The organism is Microcella alkaliphila (assembly GCF_002355395.1).
Taxonomy (GTDB): Bacteria; Actinomycetota; Actinomycetes; order Actinomycetales; family Microbacteriaceae; genus Microcella; species Microcella alkaliphila_A.
In genome coordinates, this window is record NZ_AP017315.1 from 1,314,969 (window position 1) to 1,331,969 (window position 17,001).

Sequence of the window (17,001 nt, forward strand, 5' to 3'; positions counted from 1 at the left end):
ACCGGCCCTGCCGATACCACATCGTTAGGGTGCCCCAATTCCCGGTTTGGCAGGGATCTCGGAGCGTCGTGGGCCCGGACCGAGCCGCCGCGTAACGTAGACTGAACAGCGATTCACAACCCCCGTCTCGACGAGAGGTCACCGGTGCGTTCCAACCGACGTCTTCGATGGACGGCGATTCCCCTCGCCGTCATCACCACGATCGCCCTAGCCGGGTGCACGACCCAGATGCAACTGGGCTGGCTCCCGACCGAGCCGGGAACGACCAACCAGGTCGACCGCGTCATCGGCCTGTGGGTGACCTCCTGGATTGTGCTGCTCGTCGTCGGTGTGATCACGTGGGGCCTCATCATTTGGGCCGCCGTCGTCTACCGCCGCCGTCGGGGTCAGACCGGCCTGCCGGTGCAGCTGCGCTACAACATGCCGATCGAGGTGTTTTACACCGTCGCGCCGCTGATCCTCGTGCTCGGCTTCTTCGCCTTCACCGCCCGCGACCAGGCCGCCATCGAGGCGCCGCTGGAAGACCCCGACGTTCAGATCGAGGTCTACGGCAAGCGCTGGGCGTGGGACTTCAACTACCTGACCGACAACGTCTACTACTCGGGCATCCAGGCCCAGGAGACGGGCCCGAACAACACCATTGACGTCGAGTCGCTGCCGACCCTGTACCTCCCCGTGGGGCAGAAGGTCGAGATCATCCTCGAGTCGCGCGACGTCATCCACTCATTCTGGATCATCGACTTCCTCTACAAGAAGGACATGATCCCCGGCCGCACCAACCACTGGTTCTTCATCCCTGAGCGCGAAGGCAGCTTCGTCGGCAAGTGTGCCGAGCTCTGCGGAGAGTTCCACTCGCTCATGCTCTTCAACGTCGAGGTCGTCTCGGTCGAAGAGTACGAGGCCCAGATGCAGGCTCTTCGTGACCGCGGCTTCGAGGGACGCCTCGGACCGGAGTTCAACACCGCCCCGAACCCGCCGGTCATCGCACCCGCCGGCACGAGCGAAGAGGAGTAAGCGGCCACATGACCACGACCGCACCTCGCCCCAACGTTTCCGGCAGCGCTCCGGGGGCGATCTCGCCTACCGTCGGGCGTAAGGGCAACGTTTTCGTCGGATGGATCACCTCCACCGACCACAAGACCATCGGGTACATGTACCTGATTACGTCGTTCGTCTACTTCCTCATCGGCGGTGTGATGGCGCTCGTCATCCGCGCGCAGCTTTTCGCGCCGGGCCTCGAGATCGTCGCCACGAAAGAGCAGTACAACCAGCTCTTCACGATGCACGGCACGATCATGCTGCTGATTTTCGCGACGCCGCTGTTCGCCGGCTTCGCCAACGTGCTCATGCCCCTGCAGATCGGTGCACCCGACGTCGCCTTCCCGCGTCTGAACGCTTTCGCCTACTGGCTGTATTCGTTCGGTTCGCTGATCGCGGTCGCCGGCTTCCTGACCCCGCAGGGTGCGGCATCGTTCGGCTGGTTTGCGTACGCGCCACTGTCGAGTCAGACGTTCTCGCCGGGGCTCGGGGGTAACCTCTGGGTCTTCGGCCTGGCGATATCCGGCTTCGGAACGATCCTCGGTGCGGTGAACTTCATCACCACGATCATCACGATGCGTGCGCCCGGCATGACCATGTGGCGCATGCCGATCTTCACGTGGAACACGCTGGTGACGTCGCTGCTCGTGCTGATGGCGTTCCCCGTCCTCGCCGCCGCCCTGTTCGCCCTCGGTTCGGACCGGATGTTCGGATCGCACGTCTTCGACGCCGCCAACGGTGGAGCCATCCTGTGGCAGCACCTGTTCTGGTTCTTCGGCCACCCCGAGGTGTACATCATCGCGCTGCCGTTCTTCGGCATCGTGTCCGAGATCTTCCCGGTCTTCAGCCGCAAACCGATCTTCGGCTACAAGACCCTGGTGTACGCGACGATTGCCATCGCGGCGCTGTCGATCACCGTGTGGGCGCACCACATGTACGTGACCGGTTCGGTGCTCCTGCCGTTCTTCGCGCTGATGACGATGCTGATCGCGGTGCCCACCGGCGTGAAGATCTTCAACTGGATCGGCACTATGTGGCGGGGCTCCGTCACGTTCGAGACCCCGCTCGTGTGGTCGCTGGGCTTCCTCATCACCTTCGTGTTTGGTGGCCTGACGGGCGTCATCCTCGCCTCGCCCCCGCTCGACTTCGCTGTCTCCGACTCCTACTTCGTCGTGGCGCACTTCCACTACGTCGTCTTCGGAACCGTCGTGTTCGCGATGTTCGCCGGCTTCTACTTCTGGTGGCCGAAGTGGACGGGCAAGATGCTCAACGAGCGTCTCGGCCACATCCACTTCTGGGTGCTGTTCGTCGGCTTCCACGCGACCTTCCTCGTGCAGCACTGGCTCGGCGTCGTGGGCATGCCCCGCCGCTACGCCACGTACCTCGTCGAGGACGGCTTCACCTGGATGAACCAGCTGTCGACCGTCGGGTCGTTCCTGCTCGCGGCCTCGATGATTCCGTTCCTGCTGAACGTGTACATCACCGCGCGTCGGGCTCCGAAGGTCACGGTCAACGACCCGTGGGGTTACGGTCGTTCGCTCGAGTGGGCGACCTCCTGCCCGCCTCCGCGCCACAACTTCACGTCGATCCCGCGTATCCGCTCCGAGTCGCCGGCGTTCGACCTGAACCACCCCGAGGCCGGCATCCCGATCGGCATCGGGCCGGGCAAGGACGCGCCAGACGCACCCACGCTCGACATCGACGACAACAAGGTGAAGTGATCCCGTGAAGACCAACATCAACCTCTTCTGGGTCCTTCTCGGCTTCTTCATCGTCCTCGACGTCGTCTACATCTCCTGGGCGATCATCGACACCGGCCAGGTGGAGTGGGTCGGTGCGGTGGCGATCGGCCTCTGCGGCATCATGTCGGCGTTCATGGCCTTCTACCTGCGCCTCGTCTACCGCAACCAGGGCGGCGAGCTGCCGGAGGACCGCCTCGACGCCGATATCGATGACGGCGATGCCGAGCAGGGCTTCTTCCCCCCGTGGAGCTGGTGGCCGATCATCCTGGCCGGTGGCGCCTCGCTCGTCTTCCTGGGGCTCGCGATCGACTTCTGGATCGTGGGCTACGCGGCCGTCATCGCCCTGATCGGCTTGGTCGGCTGGGTGTACGAGTACTACCGCGGCAACTTCGGACGCTGAGCCGCCTCGCATGAGTGACGTTCGGCGTGCCCGGCCCGAAGACGCGGATGCGGTCTTCTCCCTCGTGCAGCAGCTGGGTGCAGCGTTCGTTCCCGTGCGCAGTGCCTTCGACGAGTCGTTCCGTGACGTGGTCGCCGCCGGCGAAGACGACGCGATCTTCCTCCTCGTGGCGGAAAAGGATTCCGGTGAGGTCGCGGGCTACGCCTTGACGACCGTCGCCCGCCTGCTGTCCACCAACGGCCCGTCGGCGCAGCTTCAAGAGATCGTCGTCGACTCGGATGCTCGTGGCCTCGATCTTGGCACGGCTCTCGTTCACGCCGTCGAGGCTGAGTGCATCCGCCGCGGCGTTCGCCAGATCACGGTCGCGGCACGCCGTGCGGGAGGCTTCTACGACCGCTTGGGCTACTCGCAGAACGCGGAGTACATGCGCCGAGTGTTTTAGTAGCCCGGCGGCATGATCCTGAGGTTGCGCGATACCAATCGTGGTCGGTGGATTACGACCGTGCGAGCGCCGAGTCGCTCGTGGCGGCGCAGCCGAGCGGAGACCTGCCCGCGCCCGGCGAGTGGATGCAACTCGCTATCCGTGCCAGCGGCTTACGCCCGGTCGCGGCCGCGCATTTTGGCGACGTGGCCGTAGGGGCGGACGCAGTTCAGCCCCGCACGTTCGAACGGGAATGCTACGCACTACTACGCCGCGAGTGGCTGGCGGCGACGAGCGACTAGGACGTGCTGACTAGCGGGGCTTCGGCGCGCGCACCTTCATCGGGTCGATGCCCTTCGGGATGGGCAACGTGCTCGAGCGGCTGAGCGACGTCAGTCGATTGTTCACGGCGAGCACCTCGGCCTTGGTGAGCACCTTCTTGTTCTTGTTGAGCGTCTTGGCGAGGTTCTCCAGCTTCGTGGAGTCCTCGTCCGGCCCGACGTAAACGAAGTGCACGGGAACGTTCGGCACGATGCGATTGACGTTGCGGCGCTCGTCTTCGAGCATGCGCTTGGTGCGGCTCTTGGGACCTTCTCCGATGAGCATCACGCCCGGCTTCCCGACGGCTCGGTAGACCGCGTCTTGGCTCTTGGGGCTCATCGCCACTGGCATCTCGCTCGACTGCCATGCGCGACGCAACGAGCTTCGGAGCACGGCGCCGACGGCGCCCGGCTGGCCCGAAATCTGGCGGTAGGCGACCTTTTCGGCTCGTCGGCCGAGCACGACGAGCGGGCCGAGAATACCGCCCATGACACCGGCGATGATGTACAGCACCATTCCGAGAATGCTGCCGCCGGCGATCACAATGGCAAGGACGACGCCCGCCGTCAGGGGGAGCAGGAACCACAGAAGCATCCACCAGGGTGCGGCCTTGTCCATCCGCCGCGTCATCTGGAAGACCTGCCACATCTGCTTGATGCGGCCGGGTTCCTTGGGTGCCTTCGGGCTGCTGGAGTCGCGACGTGCCATACCTCAAGGATACGGGGTCGCCGGCTGGCTCCTCCCCGCCGGCGCATGCCGGCACGCTCTCCCGAGCGTGGGCGACGGTCGCACCGTGTGGATCGTCGGGCTGACATTCTCACCCCATGCAGGCGCCGGGGGCAGAGTCATACCGCGTCGTGCGGCACCGCTCCGCGGAGGGTGAGGTTCATCGCGCCGTCGTTGATGATGGAACGGGGGCCGCCGAACTCCTCGTGGTTCCGGAGGCCTCACGCGGTGCGTGGGAACACCAGGTGCGCGTGATGGGGGAGTGCCCGTCGCCCCATCTGCCCTCCGTGCGTGACCTCGCGATCGACCCCGACGGCACCCTGCGCATCATTCGCACCCTCGTGACCGGGGAGCGGCTCGACGGCTTACTCGCTACGCCCGGCTGGTGCACGCCCGGTCGCACGGTGACGCTCCTGCACCCGATGGTGGTCACGCTGCGCACCGCGCACGACCTCGGTGCCGTCCTGGGCGGGCCCGACATTGGCCGCATCGTGGTGACGGCCGACGGGCGCCCCATCATCGCCGAGCTCGCGGGCGCGTTTCGCGCGGCGCCGCTCCCGACGCATCTCCGCGCCAAAGATCCGGCGCACCTGGCCGATGTCCAGGCGCTGGAAAGAGTGCGTCTCGCGGCCGTTCGCGCGCTGGACGCGGCGGGCTTCTCCGACACAGCCGCTTCGCTGCCCGAGATCGTCGATGCCCTCGACGACCCCGATGTTCTCCTGCGCTGGAGCGCTGCCGAGCCGCTCGTCGGTGCAGCGCCCGGTGCAGATTCGGCGGCGCACAGGCGAGCGGTCACTGACGATGGCCAGCAGGAGCCCCACCACGAGCGCATCGGCGTCACGGCGACCCTCGCGCGCGTGACGCAGCAGGTGGGCCTCCCGCAGACGGTTACGACGCTCGTGGAGCGTGCGGTGTCCGACATGACGGAGCGTTGTCAGCGCATTCGCGCCGCGGCGACGCGCCTCCCGCGCCGATCGCTGATTATGGCGGCAGCGGGCGTGGCGGTTGTCGCCGCGGTCGTCATCGTGGCGGTGGTGCCCTCGCCGTCCGGGGGCGGGTCGTCGGGTGTCGCGGAGGCGACGACCGACCACCCGGAGACGCGCATCAGCCCCGCGGACGACGCGTTCGACGGTCGTGCGGAGGACGCCGACGATCCGACTCTCATGGCACATCCTGACGATTGGCTCATCGTGGTGAGCGAGCTCGTGCGGAGGTGGCAATCATGCGTACACGAGCTACGGCTGCTCTGTGACAATGCGTTGCACGCGTCGTCGAGCGCCGCGGAATCGCGGGCGGCCGGACGAGACTCCGTCCTTGCCGCGCTCGCACCCCTGGTTGACAGTGATCGGGTCGACGTCATCGTGCTGGAGCGATCGGGTGACGCCGTGGTTGTCTCCCTGACGGCTCCGGAAACGACTCCGGCCTCGCTTCTGATGATCAGAAGCGAGGCCGGATGGCGTATTCGAGACGCGTGGACCTAGATGCCGAGATCGGCGTCGAAGTCGGCCTCTTCCAGACGCGCCTTGACGGCGGTGAGGAATCGGGCGGCGTCTGCTCCGTCCACGATGCGGTGGTCGTACGACAGTGCGAGATAGACCATCGAGCGGATCGCAATCACGTCTTCGCCGTCAATCGTCACGACGGTCGGCTTCTTCGTGACAACGCCAGTTCCGAGGATCGCGACCTGCGGAAGGAAGACGACAGGGGTGTCGAATAGCGCGCCACGCGAACCGGTGTTGGTCAGCGTGAACGTGCCTCCGGCGAGTTCGTCGGGCTTCAGCTGGTTGTCGCGCGTCCGTGCCGCGAGGTCGGCAATGTCGCCCGCCAACTCGGCGATCGACTTGTCGCCGGCACCGCGAACGACCGGGGTCAGCAGCCCCCGCTCGGTGTCGACGGCGATCGACAGGTTCTCGGTGTCGGGATAGACGATCGAGTCGCCGTCGACGGTCGCGTTGATGATCGGGAATGCACGGAGGGCCTCGGTCGCCGCCTTCGCGAAGAACGGCAGGAACGACAGTTTCGTTCCGGTCGCCTCGAGGAAGGCGTCCTTCACCGACGAGCGGAGAGCTGCCACCTTCGTGACGTCCACCTCGACCACCGAGGTAAGCTGCGCGGTCGACTGCATCGACACGACGGCGCGCTCGGCAATGACCTTGCGAAGACGCGACATCGACACGGTGGTGCCGCGCAGGGGCGACGCCTCGAGCGGCTCGCGTGCAGCCGACGTCGCGGGGGCGGCAGCCGCCGAGCCCGACGACTCCGCGGCGGCGAGCACATCCTGCTTGCGAATGCGGCCGCCGACGCCGGTACCCGTGATCGACGCGAGGTCGACACCGTGCTCGGCGGCGAGCTTCCGCACGATCGGCGTGATGTAGCCGGCGTTGCTGCCCGCCTGCGCGGGGGCATCGTGCGAGGAGGCCGGGACGGCGCTCGGCGCCGGCGCTGCACTCGGGGCAGGCGCTGCGCTGGGTGCGGGGGCCGCGCTCGGTGCCGGTGCCGCGCTGAGTGCGGGGGCGGCGCTCGGGGCGGGGGCTGCGCTGGGTGCGGGGGCTGCGCTCGGGGCGGGGGCTGCGCTCGGGGCGGGGGCTGCGCTGGGAGCGGGAGCTGCACTGGGTGCCGGAGCCGCACTCGGCGCCGGTTCAGCCGGCGCGCTCGGGGCAGCCGCACTCGGCTCAGCCGGAGCGCTCGGAGCAGCCTCCACCTCGGCATCGGCGCCGGGCACGTCGGTCGAACCCCCTCCGCCGGAGCCGTCACCGATGCGCACGAGGGGAGCGCCGACCTCAACGGTCTCGTCCTCGGCAACGAGGATCTCCTCGATGACGCCGGCGATGGGCGACGGGATTTCGGTGTCGACCTTGTCGGTCGAGACCTCGAGCAACGGCTCGTCAACCTCGACGCGGTCGCCGACGTTCTTCAACCAGCGGGTGACCGTACCCTCGGTGACGCTCTCGCCGAGCGCGGGGAGGTTGACGGATTCGCTCATCAGTGATGCTCCTTTTGAACCTTGTGGGTTGTCTCAGCCTAATTCTGGCCGTATATCAGATCGCGTGCAGGGGCTTGCCGGCCAGCGCCATAAATGCTTCGCCGAGGGCCTCGTGCTGCGTGGGGTGCGCGTGCAGGAGCGGAGCGACATCCTCCGGGTGCGCATCCCAGTTGACGGCTAACTGCGCCTCGCCGATGAGTTCGCCGACGCGAGCGCCGATCATGTGCACGCCGACAACCGGGCCGTCGACGACACGGATGACCTTGATCGACCCCGCCGTCTCGAGGATGTGGCTCTTGCCGTTGCCCGCGAGGTTGTAGTCGTAGGTCGTCACGGCGTCGTCGCCGTACTGCTCCTTCGCCTTCTTCTCGCTGAGGCCGACCGAGGCGACCTCGGGCTCCGAGTAGGTGACCTTGGGGATGTTCGTGTCGCTGATCACGACCGGGTTCAGTCCGGCGATTTCTTCCGCGACGAAGATGCCGTGCTGGAAGCCACGGTGGGCCAGCTGCAGGCCGGGCACGATGTCGCCGACGGCCCAGACGCCGGGGATGTTGGTCCGCAGGCGCTCGTCGGTGAGGACGAAGCCGCGATCCATCTCGACGCCGACCTCTTCGAAGCCGAGCCCGGCCGTCGCCGGGCCGCGGCCGACGGCGACGAGCAGCAGATCGGCCTCGATGGTCTTTCCGTCTTCGAGCGTGACGACGACGCCCTGGTCGTTCTGGGTGACACCCTGGAACTTCACGCCCAGGCTGAACTCGATGCCGCGCTTGCGGTACGCGCGCTCGAACTGCTTCGAGATCGACTCGTCCTCGGCCGGCACCAGGTGCGGCAGGGCCTCGATGATGACCACTTCGGCGCCGAACGAGCGCCACACGCTCGCGAACTCGACACCGATGACGCCGCCGCCGAGAACGGCGACCTTCTTGGGTACGTAGTCGAGCTGCAGTGCCTGCTCGCTCGTGATGACACGGCCGCCGATCTCGAGGCCGGGAAGCGTGCGCGGGTACGAACCCGTCGCGAGGATCACGTTCTTGCCCGTGATGGTGTGCTCGCCCACCTGCACGGTCGTCGGCGAGGTGAGGCGCCCTTCACCCTCGATGGTCGTGATGCCGCGGGCCTTGATCAGGCCCTGCAGGCCCTTGTGCTTGCTCGAGACCACGCTCTCGCGGTACTGGATGACCGCCGGCACGTCGACACCCTCGAGCGTCGCGCGCACGCCGAATTTGTCGGAGTCGCGGGCCGCGTCAGCGATCTCTGCTGCGTGCAGCAGCGCCTTCGTCGGAATGCAGCCGACGTGCAGGCAGGTCCCACCGACCTTGCTCTTCTCGATCAGTCCAACCGTCATGCCCAGCTGGCTGGCGCGGAGCGCGGCGGCGTAGCCACCACTTCCGGCTCCGAGGATCACGAGGTCAAAGTTGTGTTCGGTCACCGGCAATTGCTCCCTCATCGGTCTGGCAGTCGAGCGGAGGCCGGCGCCTGGTTATGGTGCCGGCCGGGGGACGTCGCGCGGGTGGTCGCGCCAATCGCCCAGCCTACTCCTTTGCGCCGAGCGCGTCTGCGAGCGCAATCAGGAGGCGCGTCGCGACGCCCGACGATCCCTTCGGCGTGTATCCGAACGGTCCGCCCGAATTGTTCGCGGGGCCCGCGATGTCGAGATGCGCCCACGGGATGCGCGGAGCATCCGGTTCGTCGGACGTGCGCCCCACGAATTCCTGTAGGAAGACGCCGGCGAGCAGCATGCCCGCCGCGGTGTTGCCCGGCTTGGCGTTCGCGATGTCGGCGACGTCGGTCGCGAGCAACGCTCGCAGTTCATTCGGCAGTGGCATCGGCCAGACGAGCTCACCCGTCGCGTCGGCCGCCTCCTGGACGGCCGCGACCAGCTCGGGGTCTCCCATGAGACCCGCGTACCGCTCTCCGAGGGCCACCCGGGCAGCGCCGGTCAGGGTCGCCACGTCGACGATGGCGTCGGGGCGCTCTTCGCTCGCGGCAACGAGACCGTCGGCCATGACGAGACGCCCTTCGGCGTCGGTGTTGAGCACCTCAACGGTGCGCCCGCCGCGAATCGTCAGCACGTCGTTCGGGCGAATCGCGGTCGCGCTCGGCATGTTTTCCGCGAGGCACAGCCAGGCGGTGATGCGCACGGGCAGGCCGAGCTTCGCGGCCGCCACCGTGGCGGCCAGCGTGGTGGCTGCCCCGGTCATGTCGTACTTCATGCCGACCATGGAGGCGGCAGGCTTGAGCGACAGTCCGCCCGAGTCGAAGGTGATGCCCTTGCCCACGAGGGCGAGGTGCGGTAGTTCGGTGTCGCGGTTGTAGCGAACGACGACGAGGCGCGGCGGGCGCGACGACCCCTGACCGACGCCGAGGATGCCACCGAACCCGCCCGCCGCCAGTGCCGCCTCGTCGAGGATCTCGACCTCGAGGGGCAGCTCGGCAGAGAGCTCCTGGGCGTGCTGTGCGAACGTCTCGGGGTACAGGGCGTGCGGGGGAGTCGTCACGAGGTCGCGAACCGTCCACACGGCCTCCGCGGCGACGAGCGCTCGGGTGATCCGCGCATCCGCCTCGTCACCGTGCGCCACGACGCGCACGCGCTCGAGTCGTGTCGCGTCGTCGGCCTCTCGAGCGCGCAGGCCTTCGGCCTCGAAGCGGTAGGCGCCCATCACGGCACCCTCGACAGCTGCGGCGACATCGTCGTCGCTGGGCGGCACAACCGCGATCGCGGTGACCGCCTTCAGGGTGCGCGTCGCGGCGCCGGCGGCCCGGCGCACGCTCTCGGCGTCGGGCGTCTCGCTGCCGACGCCAGCGGCGAGGATGCTCGTGGCGGCAACGCCCTCGGGCGCGGGCACGCGCACCGTCTCCTCTGCGGCGCCCGTCGCTCCGACGGCAACGAGCGCGCCCGCAAGAAGCTCAGCCACGTCAGGGTCGGCGAGGACCCGGGGGCCGTTCTCGGTGCGGGCCACGAACACGACGAGGGCGTCGGCGTCGATGGTGGCGGGAGAGTCAGTCGTCCGAGTCACGTCGAGAGGAAGCATCGAATCATCGTATCGACGCAGGCTGTTCGCTCTCGGCGCGCGTGGGGCGCAGGTGACGCCGAGGGGCCGCTCGTACGATGGGAAACATGCGCGAACCTTCCGAGCTGTACCGCCTGCGTCGTCCGGCCGACGAAGTGCCGCGCGGCTTGCCGCTCGTGGCAGCGATCACCGGCTTCACGGACGCCGGCGGGGCAGTGCAGCAGGTCACCGAGTACCTCCTGGATGCTCTCGACGCCGAGGTGCTCGTCGAGTTCGACGGGGATGCACTGCTCGATTACCGCGCCCGCCGGCCGATTCTCTTCTTCGACGAGACCCGCTTCACGGAGTATCGGCGGCCCGAGCTCGCGATCCGCCTCGCACGCGACGAACTCGGGGCGCCGTTCCTCCTGATGACGGGCTACGAGCCGGACTTCCGCTGGGAGGGTTTCACCGACGCAGTCGTCGCCCTCGTCGAGCAGTGGGAGGTCGCGTCGACCACGTGGATCAATGCGATCCCCATGCCGGTTCCGCATACGCGGCCGATCGGATCGACGGTCAGCGGTAACCGCAACGATCTCACCGATGCGCACTCGATTTGGCGGCCCCAGACGCAGGTGCCCGGGAACGCCATGCACCTGCTCGAATACAAGTTGCAGGAAGCCGACCAGCCGGTTGCGGGCTTCGTGCTGCTGATTCCCCACTACCTGGGCGACACCGAGTATCCGGCGGCGGCGGTGGCGGCACTCGAGAGCATCACGGCCGCGACCGGCTTGCTCTTGCCGACCGACCGCCTGCGCGAAGAGGGGCGCGAGTTCCTTGCCAAGGTCGACGATCAGGTTGAGGGCAACAGCGAGTTGCAGCGCCTCGTCGGAACCCTCGAGGAACGCCACGACAGCTACATGGAGGAGAACGCTTTGCGCTCGCCCTTGACGGGCGACGACGGCGAGGTTCCGAGCGCTGACTCGATCGCCGCCGAGCTGGAGAAATTCCTCGCGCACCGGCGGCGCGCCGACGACGACTGACCCGCGCCACGCTGGTCGGAGGGTGCGAGCATCCGTGCAATAATGGAGGTTCGCGACCCGGTCGGTCGCCCGCCGTACACCGCTTCTTCAGCACCGTACGAATCGCGGGGACTTGACATGGGTCGTTGTACTGCCCGGAAGACGCGGAAGTAGGGGCCCATGGCGACACGTACGACGAGCGCGAGCGACGCTCCGGCTGAGAAGAAGGCCGCGGCGAAGCCTCCCGCGAAGAAGCCCGCCGCGAAGAAGGCGACAACCACGACCACCGCCGCGAAGAAGGCGGCGGCCACGACCAGCGCCGCGAAGAAGCCGGCAGCCGCGAAGAAGCCGACGGCGAAGGCCGACACCGCGGCGGCGGAGAAGACCGCGACCGCGACGAAGGCCACCGCGTCGCGCAGCAAGAAGACCACGGCCGCCGCGGCGAAGGATGAATCTGCCGACGACGAGGACGCTGCCGCGGCACTCGCGAGCGCTCCCGCCGACGATGACGCGGACGACGACACGGACGTACCGAAGGAAGAGCTTCCGACGGGCGCGATCGTTCTCAGCAACACCGACGACGACGAGGTCCCCGTCTACTCGACGACGATCACCGGCGCGACCGCTGACCCGGTCAAGGACTACCTGAAGCAGATCGGTAAGGTCGCGCTCTTGAACGCGGCCGAAGAGGTCGAGCTGGCGATGCGCATTGAAGCGGGCCTGTTCGCCGAAGAGAAGCTGTCGCAGATGAGCGACAAGGAAAAGCGCACCCAGCTCGGTCGTGAGCTCGACTGGGTGGCCCGCGACGGCCAGCGGGCCAAGAAGCACCTGCTCGGCGCCAACCTGCGTCTCGTCGTGTCGCTCGCCAAGCGCTACACGGGCCGAGGCATGCAGTTCCTCGACCTCATCCAAGAGGGAAACCTGGGCCTTATTCGTGCCGTCGAGAAGTTCGACTACACGAAGGGCTTCAAGTTCTCGACCTACGCCACCTGGTGGATTCGTCAGGCGATCACGCGCGCGATGGCCGACCAGGCGCGCACCATTCGCATCCCGGTGCACATGGTCGAGGTCATCAACAAGCTGGCGCGCGTGCAGCGCCAGATGCTGCAAGACCTTGGCCGAGAGCCCACGCCGGAAGAACTGAGCCGCGAACTCGACATGACCCCCGAGAAGGTCATCGAGGTCCAGAAGTACGGCCGTGAGCCGATCTCGCTGCACACTCCGCTCGGCGAAGACGGCGACAGCGAGTTCGGTGACCTCATCGAGGACACCGAAGCGGTCGTGCCGGCCGATGCGGTCGGCTTCACCATGCTGCAGAAGCAGCTCGAGAGCCTGCTCGACTCGCTGTCGGAGCGCGAGGCTGGCGTCATTCGCATGCGCTTCGGCCTCGGCGACGGCATGCCGAAGACGCTCGACCAGATCGGCGACACGTTCGGCGTCACCCGCGAGCGCATCCGCCAGATCGAGTCGAAGACGATGGCGAAGCTGCGCCACCCGTCGCGCTCGCAGGCGTTGCGCGACTACCTCGAGTAAGAGTCTCTGGCAGTCTGGGCGTCGACGAGCAGAAAGCAGGACCATGACCGCGTCTCCCAACGAGGGCAAGGCGTTGACCATCGAGGTCGACGGTGAAACCGTTCAGCGCATCCCGGTAAAGACCCACGTGGTGACAACCGACGACGACATCGTGGAGGTCGTCACGCGCTACGCCACCGAGCACCTGCGCGCCGGCGACCTGCTGTTCGTCACGGAGAAGATCGTCGCGATCAGCCAGGGGCGCTCGTACCCGGTCTCCGACATTCAGCCCCGCAAGCTCGCCACCTTCCTGTCAAAGTACGTCACCAAGACCTCGCACGGCATCGGACTCGGAATGCCCGAGACGATGGAAATGGCGCTGCGCGAGTGCGGAACCCCGCGCATCCTGTTCGCCGCCGCCGTCGCCGCCGTCACCAAGGCGGTCGGCCGCACGGGCGACTTCTACCGCATCGCCGGCCCTAAGGCGCGCGGCATCGATGGTCCGACCTCCGGAACCATCCCGCCCTACAACACTCAGGTCGTTCTGGTGCCCGAGAAGCCGGCCGAGGTGGCGAAGACGCTGCAGGCAGCGCTCAGCGTGCCGGTCGACGTCGCGATCGTCGACATCAACGACTTCGGCGGCAATATTCTCGGATCGACGCTCGACGCCGCCGGCGAGAAGCGGATCGTGCGCATCCTGAAGGACAACCCTCTTGGGCAGGGCCACCAGAGCACTCCGCTCGGTATCGTTCGCCCCGTCTGAGCGTCGAACGTGAGCACGACCGAGCCCGCCCGTCTGCTCGAGCTCGACGCCGACACGGCACGACTCGTCGAGCGGTTGCGGGGCGTCGGCGGCACCGATGCTGACGTCACGGCCCTGCGCGAGCGCATTCGTGCCCACTCGCCCCGACTGAGCGCCGTGATCCTGTCAACGTACGCCATCCCGGCGGGAGGGGGAGTGTCCTACGGCCACACCTTCGTCGCCGACCGCGACCGCGTCGCCGCGGATGTCGCGATCGGCTACGGCCACGGCCTTCCCCGGCACGCGGGGAACACCGCGACCATGGTCGCCGCGCCAGCGGAGGGTACTGCTCGCGCCCTGCCCATCGTCGGTCGCGTCGCCATGGATGACGCGGTGGTGCTCATCGACGAGGTGCCGCTGGTCGCCGGAGATCACCTCTCCGTTTTCGGGCCGGGCAGTGGTGAGACTCCGCTCGATCAGTGGAGCGCGATGGTCGACGACGACCCGGTCTCGGTGCTCCTCGCCCTCGACCCCCGCATCACGACGGTGGTGTGCGATGACGCGTGAGCTGCCCAAACCGGTCGCCACGGTTGACCTGACGGCCCTGCGCGCGAACGTCCGCGCCCTCGTCGACCGCGTGCATCCTGCCAGGCTGATGGCGGTCGTCAAAGACGATGCGTACGGTCACGGGGTCGATCGCGTGCTCCCGGTCCTCGTCGACGAGGGAGTCGACTGGTTCGGCACGCTCGATCCGGCGGCCGCGGTCGCCGTGCTGACTCGGCAGCCGCGCGTGCGCGCCTTTGCGTGGCATCTCAGCGTCGATAGCGATCTCGAGGCGGCCGTTCGGGCCGGCGTCGATCTCGGCGTCACCGATCGGGCGGCACTCGACCGCGTCATCACCGCCGCGGGCACGGCTCGACACGGGGCCCGTGTGCACCTTCAGGTCGACACGGGGCTCCACCGCGGTGGCACCGCACCGGCCGACTGGTCAGCGCTCGTCGGGCGTGCGGTCGAGGCCGAACGGTCGGGTGCTCTGCGCGTCGAGGGCATCTTCACGCACCTCGCCGAGGCGTCGGACGCCGATGATTCCCGGGCGATCGCTGAACTGCACGGCGCCGCGGACGAGGCCGAGCGCGCGCTGGGCGGTGAGCGGCGTATCCGGCACATCGCGGCGAGCGCCGCGGCCTTCGACCGCGAGGATGCTCGGGGCGACATGGTCCGCATCGGCGCCTTCCTGACCGGCATCGCTCCGGGCAGCGGCCGTGGTCCGGCCGACCTGGGGCTTCGTCCCGTCATGACCCTCACCGCCGAAGTCGTGAGCGTCGGCGAGGCGGGTGTCCGTCTCGCCATCGGCGGCCGCGACGGCCTGCTGCGGCGCGCGGAGGGCACCACGGTTCAGCTGGGCGGCGCGCGGTGCCGTGTGCTGCGCGTCGAGCCGCTGACCACCGTCGTTGAGGCGCCCCAGGCAGCGGTCGGCGACACGGCCGTCCTGTGGGGGCCAGCCGACGCCGGCGAGCCGACCCTGCAGGAGCTCGCGGATCAGATGGGCACGATCGGCGAAGAGCTCGTCACCCGCCTCACGCCGCGGGTGACGCGTCGATACGTCGGGTGAGCGTGGCAGTGCCAGCCCCTCGTGCCGTGCGGGCGGGCGCTAGAAGCCGATGACGTCGCGAAAGCGCTGACGGCTCCCCGTGCGCACGCCCGTCACGCTGGGCTTGTTCTCGTAGACGCCGGCACCCCAGTTGCCCTCGATGAGGGCGAGCGGACGGTCATCGGGGGTGATGACGATGTCCCAGCCGACGTAGGGCACCTCGGGCACGACACGGCCGACCTCCTGCATGAAGCCCTCCACCTCGTCCCAGCGCGGCAACTGGAAGTCGGGGATCGACACTCCCGACTCGGGATGCACCTCGTGCAGCCCGTGGTGTGAGTCGTAGCCGCGCCCCCGGGAGTGGCCGTTGTCGTCGAGCATCGTGTAGAAGCCGCCGAACGACTGCTGGTCGCTCGCCTGGCCGCGGCCGAACTTCTGGGCCGCGGACAGGATGTGCGTGCGCGTGCCGTCGAAGAAGGCCGTGATGCGGGTCGTATTCACGGTGCCCGGGCAGACCGCCGCGAGTACGGGGTGCTGCACGAGCTGCTCTTCGACGAGCGGCTGGCCCTTCTCGAGCAGTTCAGCGTGGAACGCTCGCCAATCGGTGACGTCCGCGGCGCTGTACCGGGACACGCCAAGACCGGCGCTCGAGACCGGCTGCTTGCCGAAGAGGGTTCCGTGTCGCTCACCGAACGCCTGCAGCTCGTCGGGGCCGGCGACGCGCAGGTCGAGCCACTCGCGCCCGAGCAGCGCGTCGAAGCGCTCGTTGAACGCGATCTTGTCGTGGAAGAGCCCGCGGTGTTCGGGGCTCGCCGTACGCCGCGCGATCTGGTCCGAGATCGCGTGCGTCATGAAGGTCTCGCGCTCGGCGCGAGTGAGGATCGCGTAGTCCCAGTCGACGTAGTCCTGGAACGGCGTCTCGCGAAACGCGGCCGACCACATCATGTCGGCGAACACCTTCGGGCGGGCGACGCCGTGCTGATCGCGCACCTCTCCGGCCCGTTGCCACACGGAGGGCAGGTCAAGCTTGCGGGCGCGACCGAGGACGTAGGAGGCGCGATTGCGCAGTCGGGTGAGAGCGTTCGTCACGCTCAGTGATTATGCCCGCTGTTCGTCGTGCAGTTTCGCCGACTCGTCGTGCCACGACAGAGCCGTCGGCGTGATTGAGTCGCGGAACCGGCTGGCGTGGTGGGCGCAGAAGAGCAGTTCACCCGTCGCGAGGGTCGCCCGCACGTAGGCTTGCGCGCCGCACGCGTCGCAGCGATCGGTCGCGGTCAGGGGTGCCGGCGCGGTGACGCTCGGAGTGTCGGTCGTCAGCTGCGTCATGGTGGGCCTTCCTTCGTCGCGTCGTGATCGGGTTCCGGATGGCCTATTGCACCACACCGCACCGACCGAACCCTGCCAGTTGGCCGCCGTTTCGCTCAGCGCATAACGACGACCGCCTCTGCTGGCTGGGGGTCGTGCGAGCTCCCGGAGTGGTGCGCAAGCCCGTTGCCTCCCCGCGTCTACGCTG

16 protein-coding genes are annotated in these 17,001 nt (G+C 68.0%); 10 read left to right on the forward strand and 6 right to left on the reverse strand.

Annotated features, from left to right (window positions below; translation table 11 throughout):
• The first annotated feature begins 144 nt into the window (after window positions 1–144).
• The 4 genes from coxB to CPY97_RS06465 are packed head-to-tail and all read left to right on the forward strand — an operon-like array spanning window position 145 to window position 3,622.
• The gene (gene coxB / locus CPY97_RS06450; protein ID WP_096421288.1) at window positions 145–1,014 is read left to right on the forward strand and encodes a cytochrome c oxidase subunit II; all 870 of its coding nucleotides are present in this window, start codon (window positions 145–147) and stop codon (window positions 1,012–1,014) included.
• 8 nt (window positions 1,015–1,022) lie between these two features.
• Entirely contained in the window at window positions 1,023–2,759 is a 1,737-nt protein-coding gene (gene ctaD, locus CPY97_RS06455; RefSeq protein WP_096421289.1) for a cytochrome c oxidase subunit I, read from the forward strand.
• Window positions 2,760–2,763: 4 nt separating this feature from the next.
• On the forward strand, window positions 2,764–3,180 hold the full coding sequence (locus CPY97_RS06460) for a cytochrome c oxidase subunit 4 (protein WP_096421290.1): 417 nt from the start codon (window positions 2,764–2,766) through the stop codon (window positions 3,178–3,180).
• A gap of 10 nt (window positions 3,181–3,190) precedes the next feature.
• Entirely contained in the window at window positions 3,191–3,622 is a 432-nt protein-coding gene (locus tag CPY97_RS06465) for a GNAT family N-acetyltransferase (RefSeq protein WP_096421291.1), read from the forward strand.
• Window positions 3,623–3,913: 291 nt separating this feature from the next.
• On the opposite strand, the gene CPY97_RS06475 is transcribed toward CPY97_RS06465, so the two are convergent.
• Window positions 3,914–4,630 (reverse strand): DUF4191 domain-containing protein, encoded by a 717-nt coding sequence (locus CPY97_RS06475; RefSeq protein ID WP_096421293.1) that lies wholly within the window; start codon window positions 4,628–4,630, stop codon window positions 3,914–3,916.
• A gap of 116 nt (window positions 4,631–4,746) precedes the next feature.
• Here CPY97_RS06475 and CPY97_RS06480 point away from each other — a divergent pair, with 116 nt between their 5' ends.
• Window positions 4,747–6,129, forward strand: coding sequence for a hypothetical protein (locus CPY97_RS06480; RefSeq protein ID WP_096421294.1), 1,383 nt, complete (start codon window positions 4,747–4,749; stop codon window positions 6,127–6,129).
• On the opposite strand, the gene sucB is transcribed toward CPY97_RS06480, so the two are convergent.
• The 3 genes from sucB to CPY97_RS06495 all read right to left on the reverse strand — a co-directional run bounded on the left by sucB (window position 6,126) and on the right by CPY97_RS06495 (window position 10,663).
• A complete protein-coding gene (sucB, locus tag CPY97_RS06485; RefSeq protein WP_096421295.1) occupies window positions 6,126–7,631 on the reverse strand; it encodes a 2-oxoglutarate dehydrogenase, E2 component, dihydrolipoamide succinyltransferase in 1,506 nt (501 codons plus the stop codon). The genes CPY97_RS06480 and sucB overlap by 4 nt on opposite strands.
• A gap of 55 nt (window positions 7,632–7,686) precedes the next feature.
• Window positions 7,687–9,060 (reverse strand): dihydrolipoyl dehydrogenase, encoded by a 1,374-nt coding sequence (gene lpdA, locus CPY97_RS06490; protein WP_096421296.1) that lies wholly within the window; start codon window positions 9,058–9,060, stop codon window positions 7,687–7,689.
• Between the two features lie 103 nt (window positions 9,061–9,163).
• Window positions 9,164–10,663: a leucyl aminopeptidase gene (locus CPY97_RS06495; RefSeq protein ID WP_096421297.1), complete on the reverse strand. Its 1,500-nt coding sequence runs from the start codon at window positions 10,661–10,663 to the stop codon at window positions 9,164–9,166.
• An 86-nt stretch (window positions 10,664–10,749) separates the two neighbouring features.
• Here CPY97_RS06495 and CPY97_RS06500 point away from each other — a divergent pair, with 86 nt between their 5' ends.
• From CPY97_RS06500 to CPY97_RS06520, 5 genes are all read left to right on the forward strand, one after another.
• Complete coding sequence (locus CPY97_RS06500; RefSeq protein WP_096423448.1) at window positions 10,750–11,664, forward strand: proteasome assembly chaperone family protein; 915 nt, start codon at window positions 10,750–10,752, stop codon at window positions 11,662–11,664.
• Between the two features lie 159 nt (window positions 11,665–11,823).
• Entirely contained in the window at window positions 11,824–13,176 is a 1,353-nt protein-coding gene (locus CPY97_RS06505) for an RNA polymerase sigma factor (RefSeq protein ID WP_096421298.1), read from the forward strand.
• Between the two features lie 43 nt (window positions 13,177–13,219).
• A complete protein-coding gene (locus CPY97_RS06510) occupies window positions 13,220–13,918 on the forward strand; it encodes a coenzyme F420-0:L-glutamate ligase (RefSeq protein WP_096421299.1) in 699 nt (232 codons plus the stop codon).
• A gap of 9 nt (window positions 13,919–13,927) precedes the next feature.
• Window positions 13,928–14,464, forward strand: coding sequence for an alanine racemase C-terminal domain-containing protein (locus CPY97_RS06515; protein ID WP_096421300.1), 537 nt, complete (start codon window positions 13,928–13,930; stop codon window positions 14,462–14,464).
• The gene (locus CPY97_RS06520) at window positions 14,454–15,509 is read left to right on the forward strand and encodes an alanine racemase (protein ID WP_096421301.1); all 1,056 of its coding nucleotides are present in this window, start codon (window positions 14,454–14,456) and stop codon (window positions 15,507–15,509) included. Before CPY97_RS06515 ends, CPY97_RS06520 begins: the two co-directional genes overlap by 11 nt.
• Window positions 15,510–15,548: 39 nt before the next feature.
• On the opposite strand, the gene CPY97_RS06525 is transcribed toward CPY97_RS06520, so the two are convergent.
• On the reverse strand, window positions 15,549–16,577 hold the full coding sequence (locus CPY97_RS06525) for a sugar-transfer associated ATP-grasp domain-containing protein (protein ID WP_173826869.1): 1,029 nt from the start codon (window positions 16,575–16,577) through the stop codon (window positions 15,549–15,551).
• Window positions 16,578–16,586: 9 nt separating this feature from the next.
• Window positions 16,587–16,814, reverse strand: coding sequence for a DUF7455 domain-containing protein (locus CPY97_RS06530; protein WP_096421302.1), 228 nt, complete (start codon window positions 16,812–16,814; stop codon window positions 16,587–16,589).
• Between the last annotated feature and the right edge of the window lie 187 nt (window positions 16,815–17,001).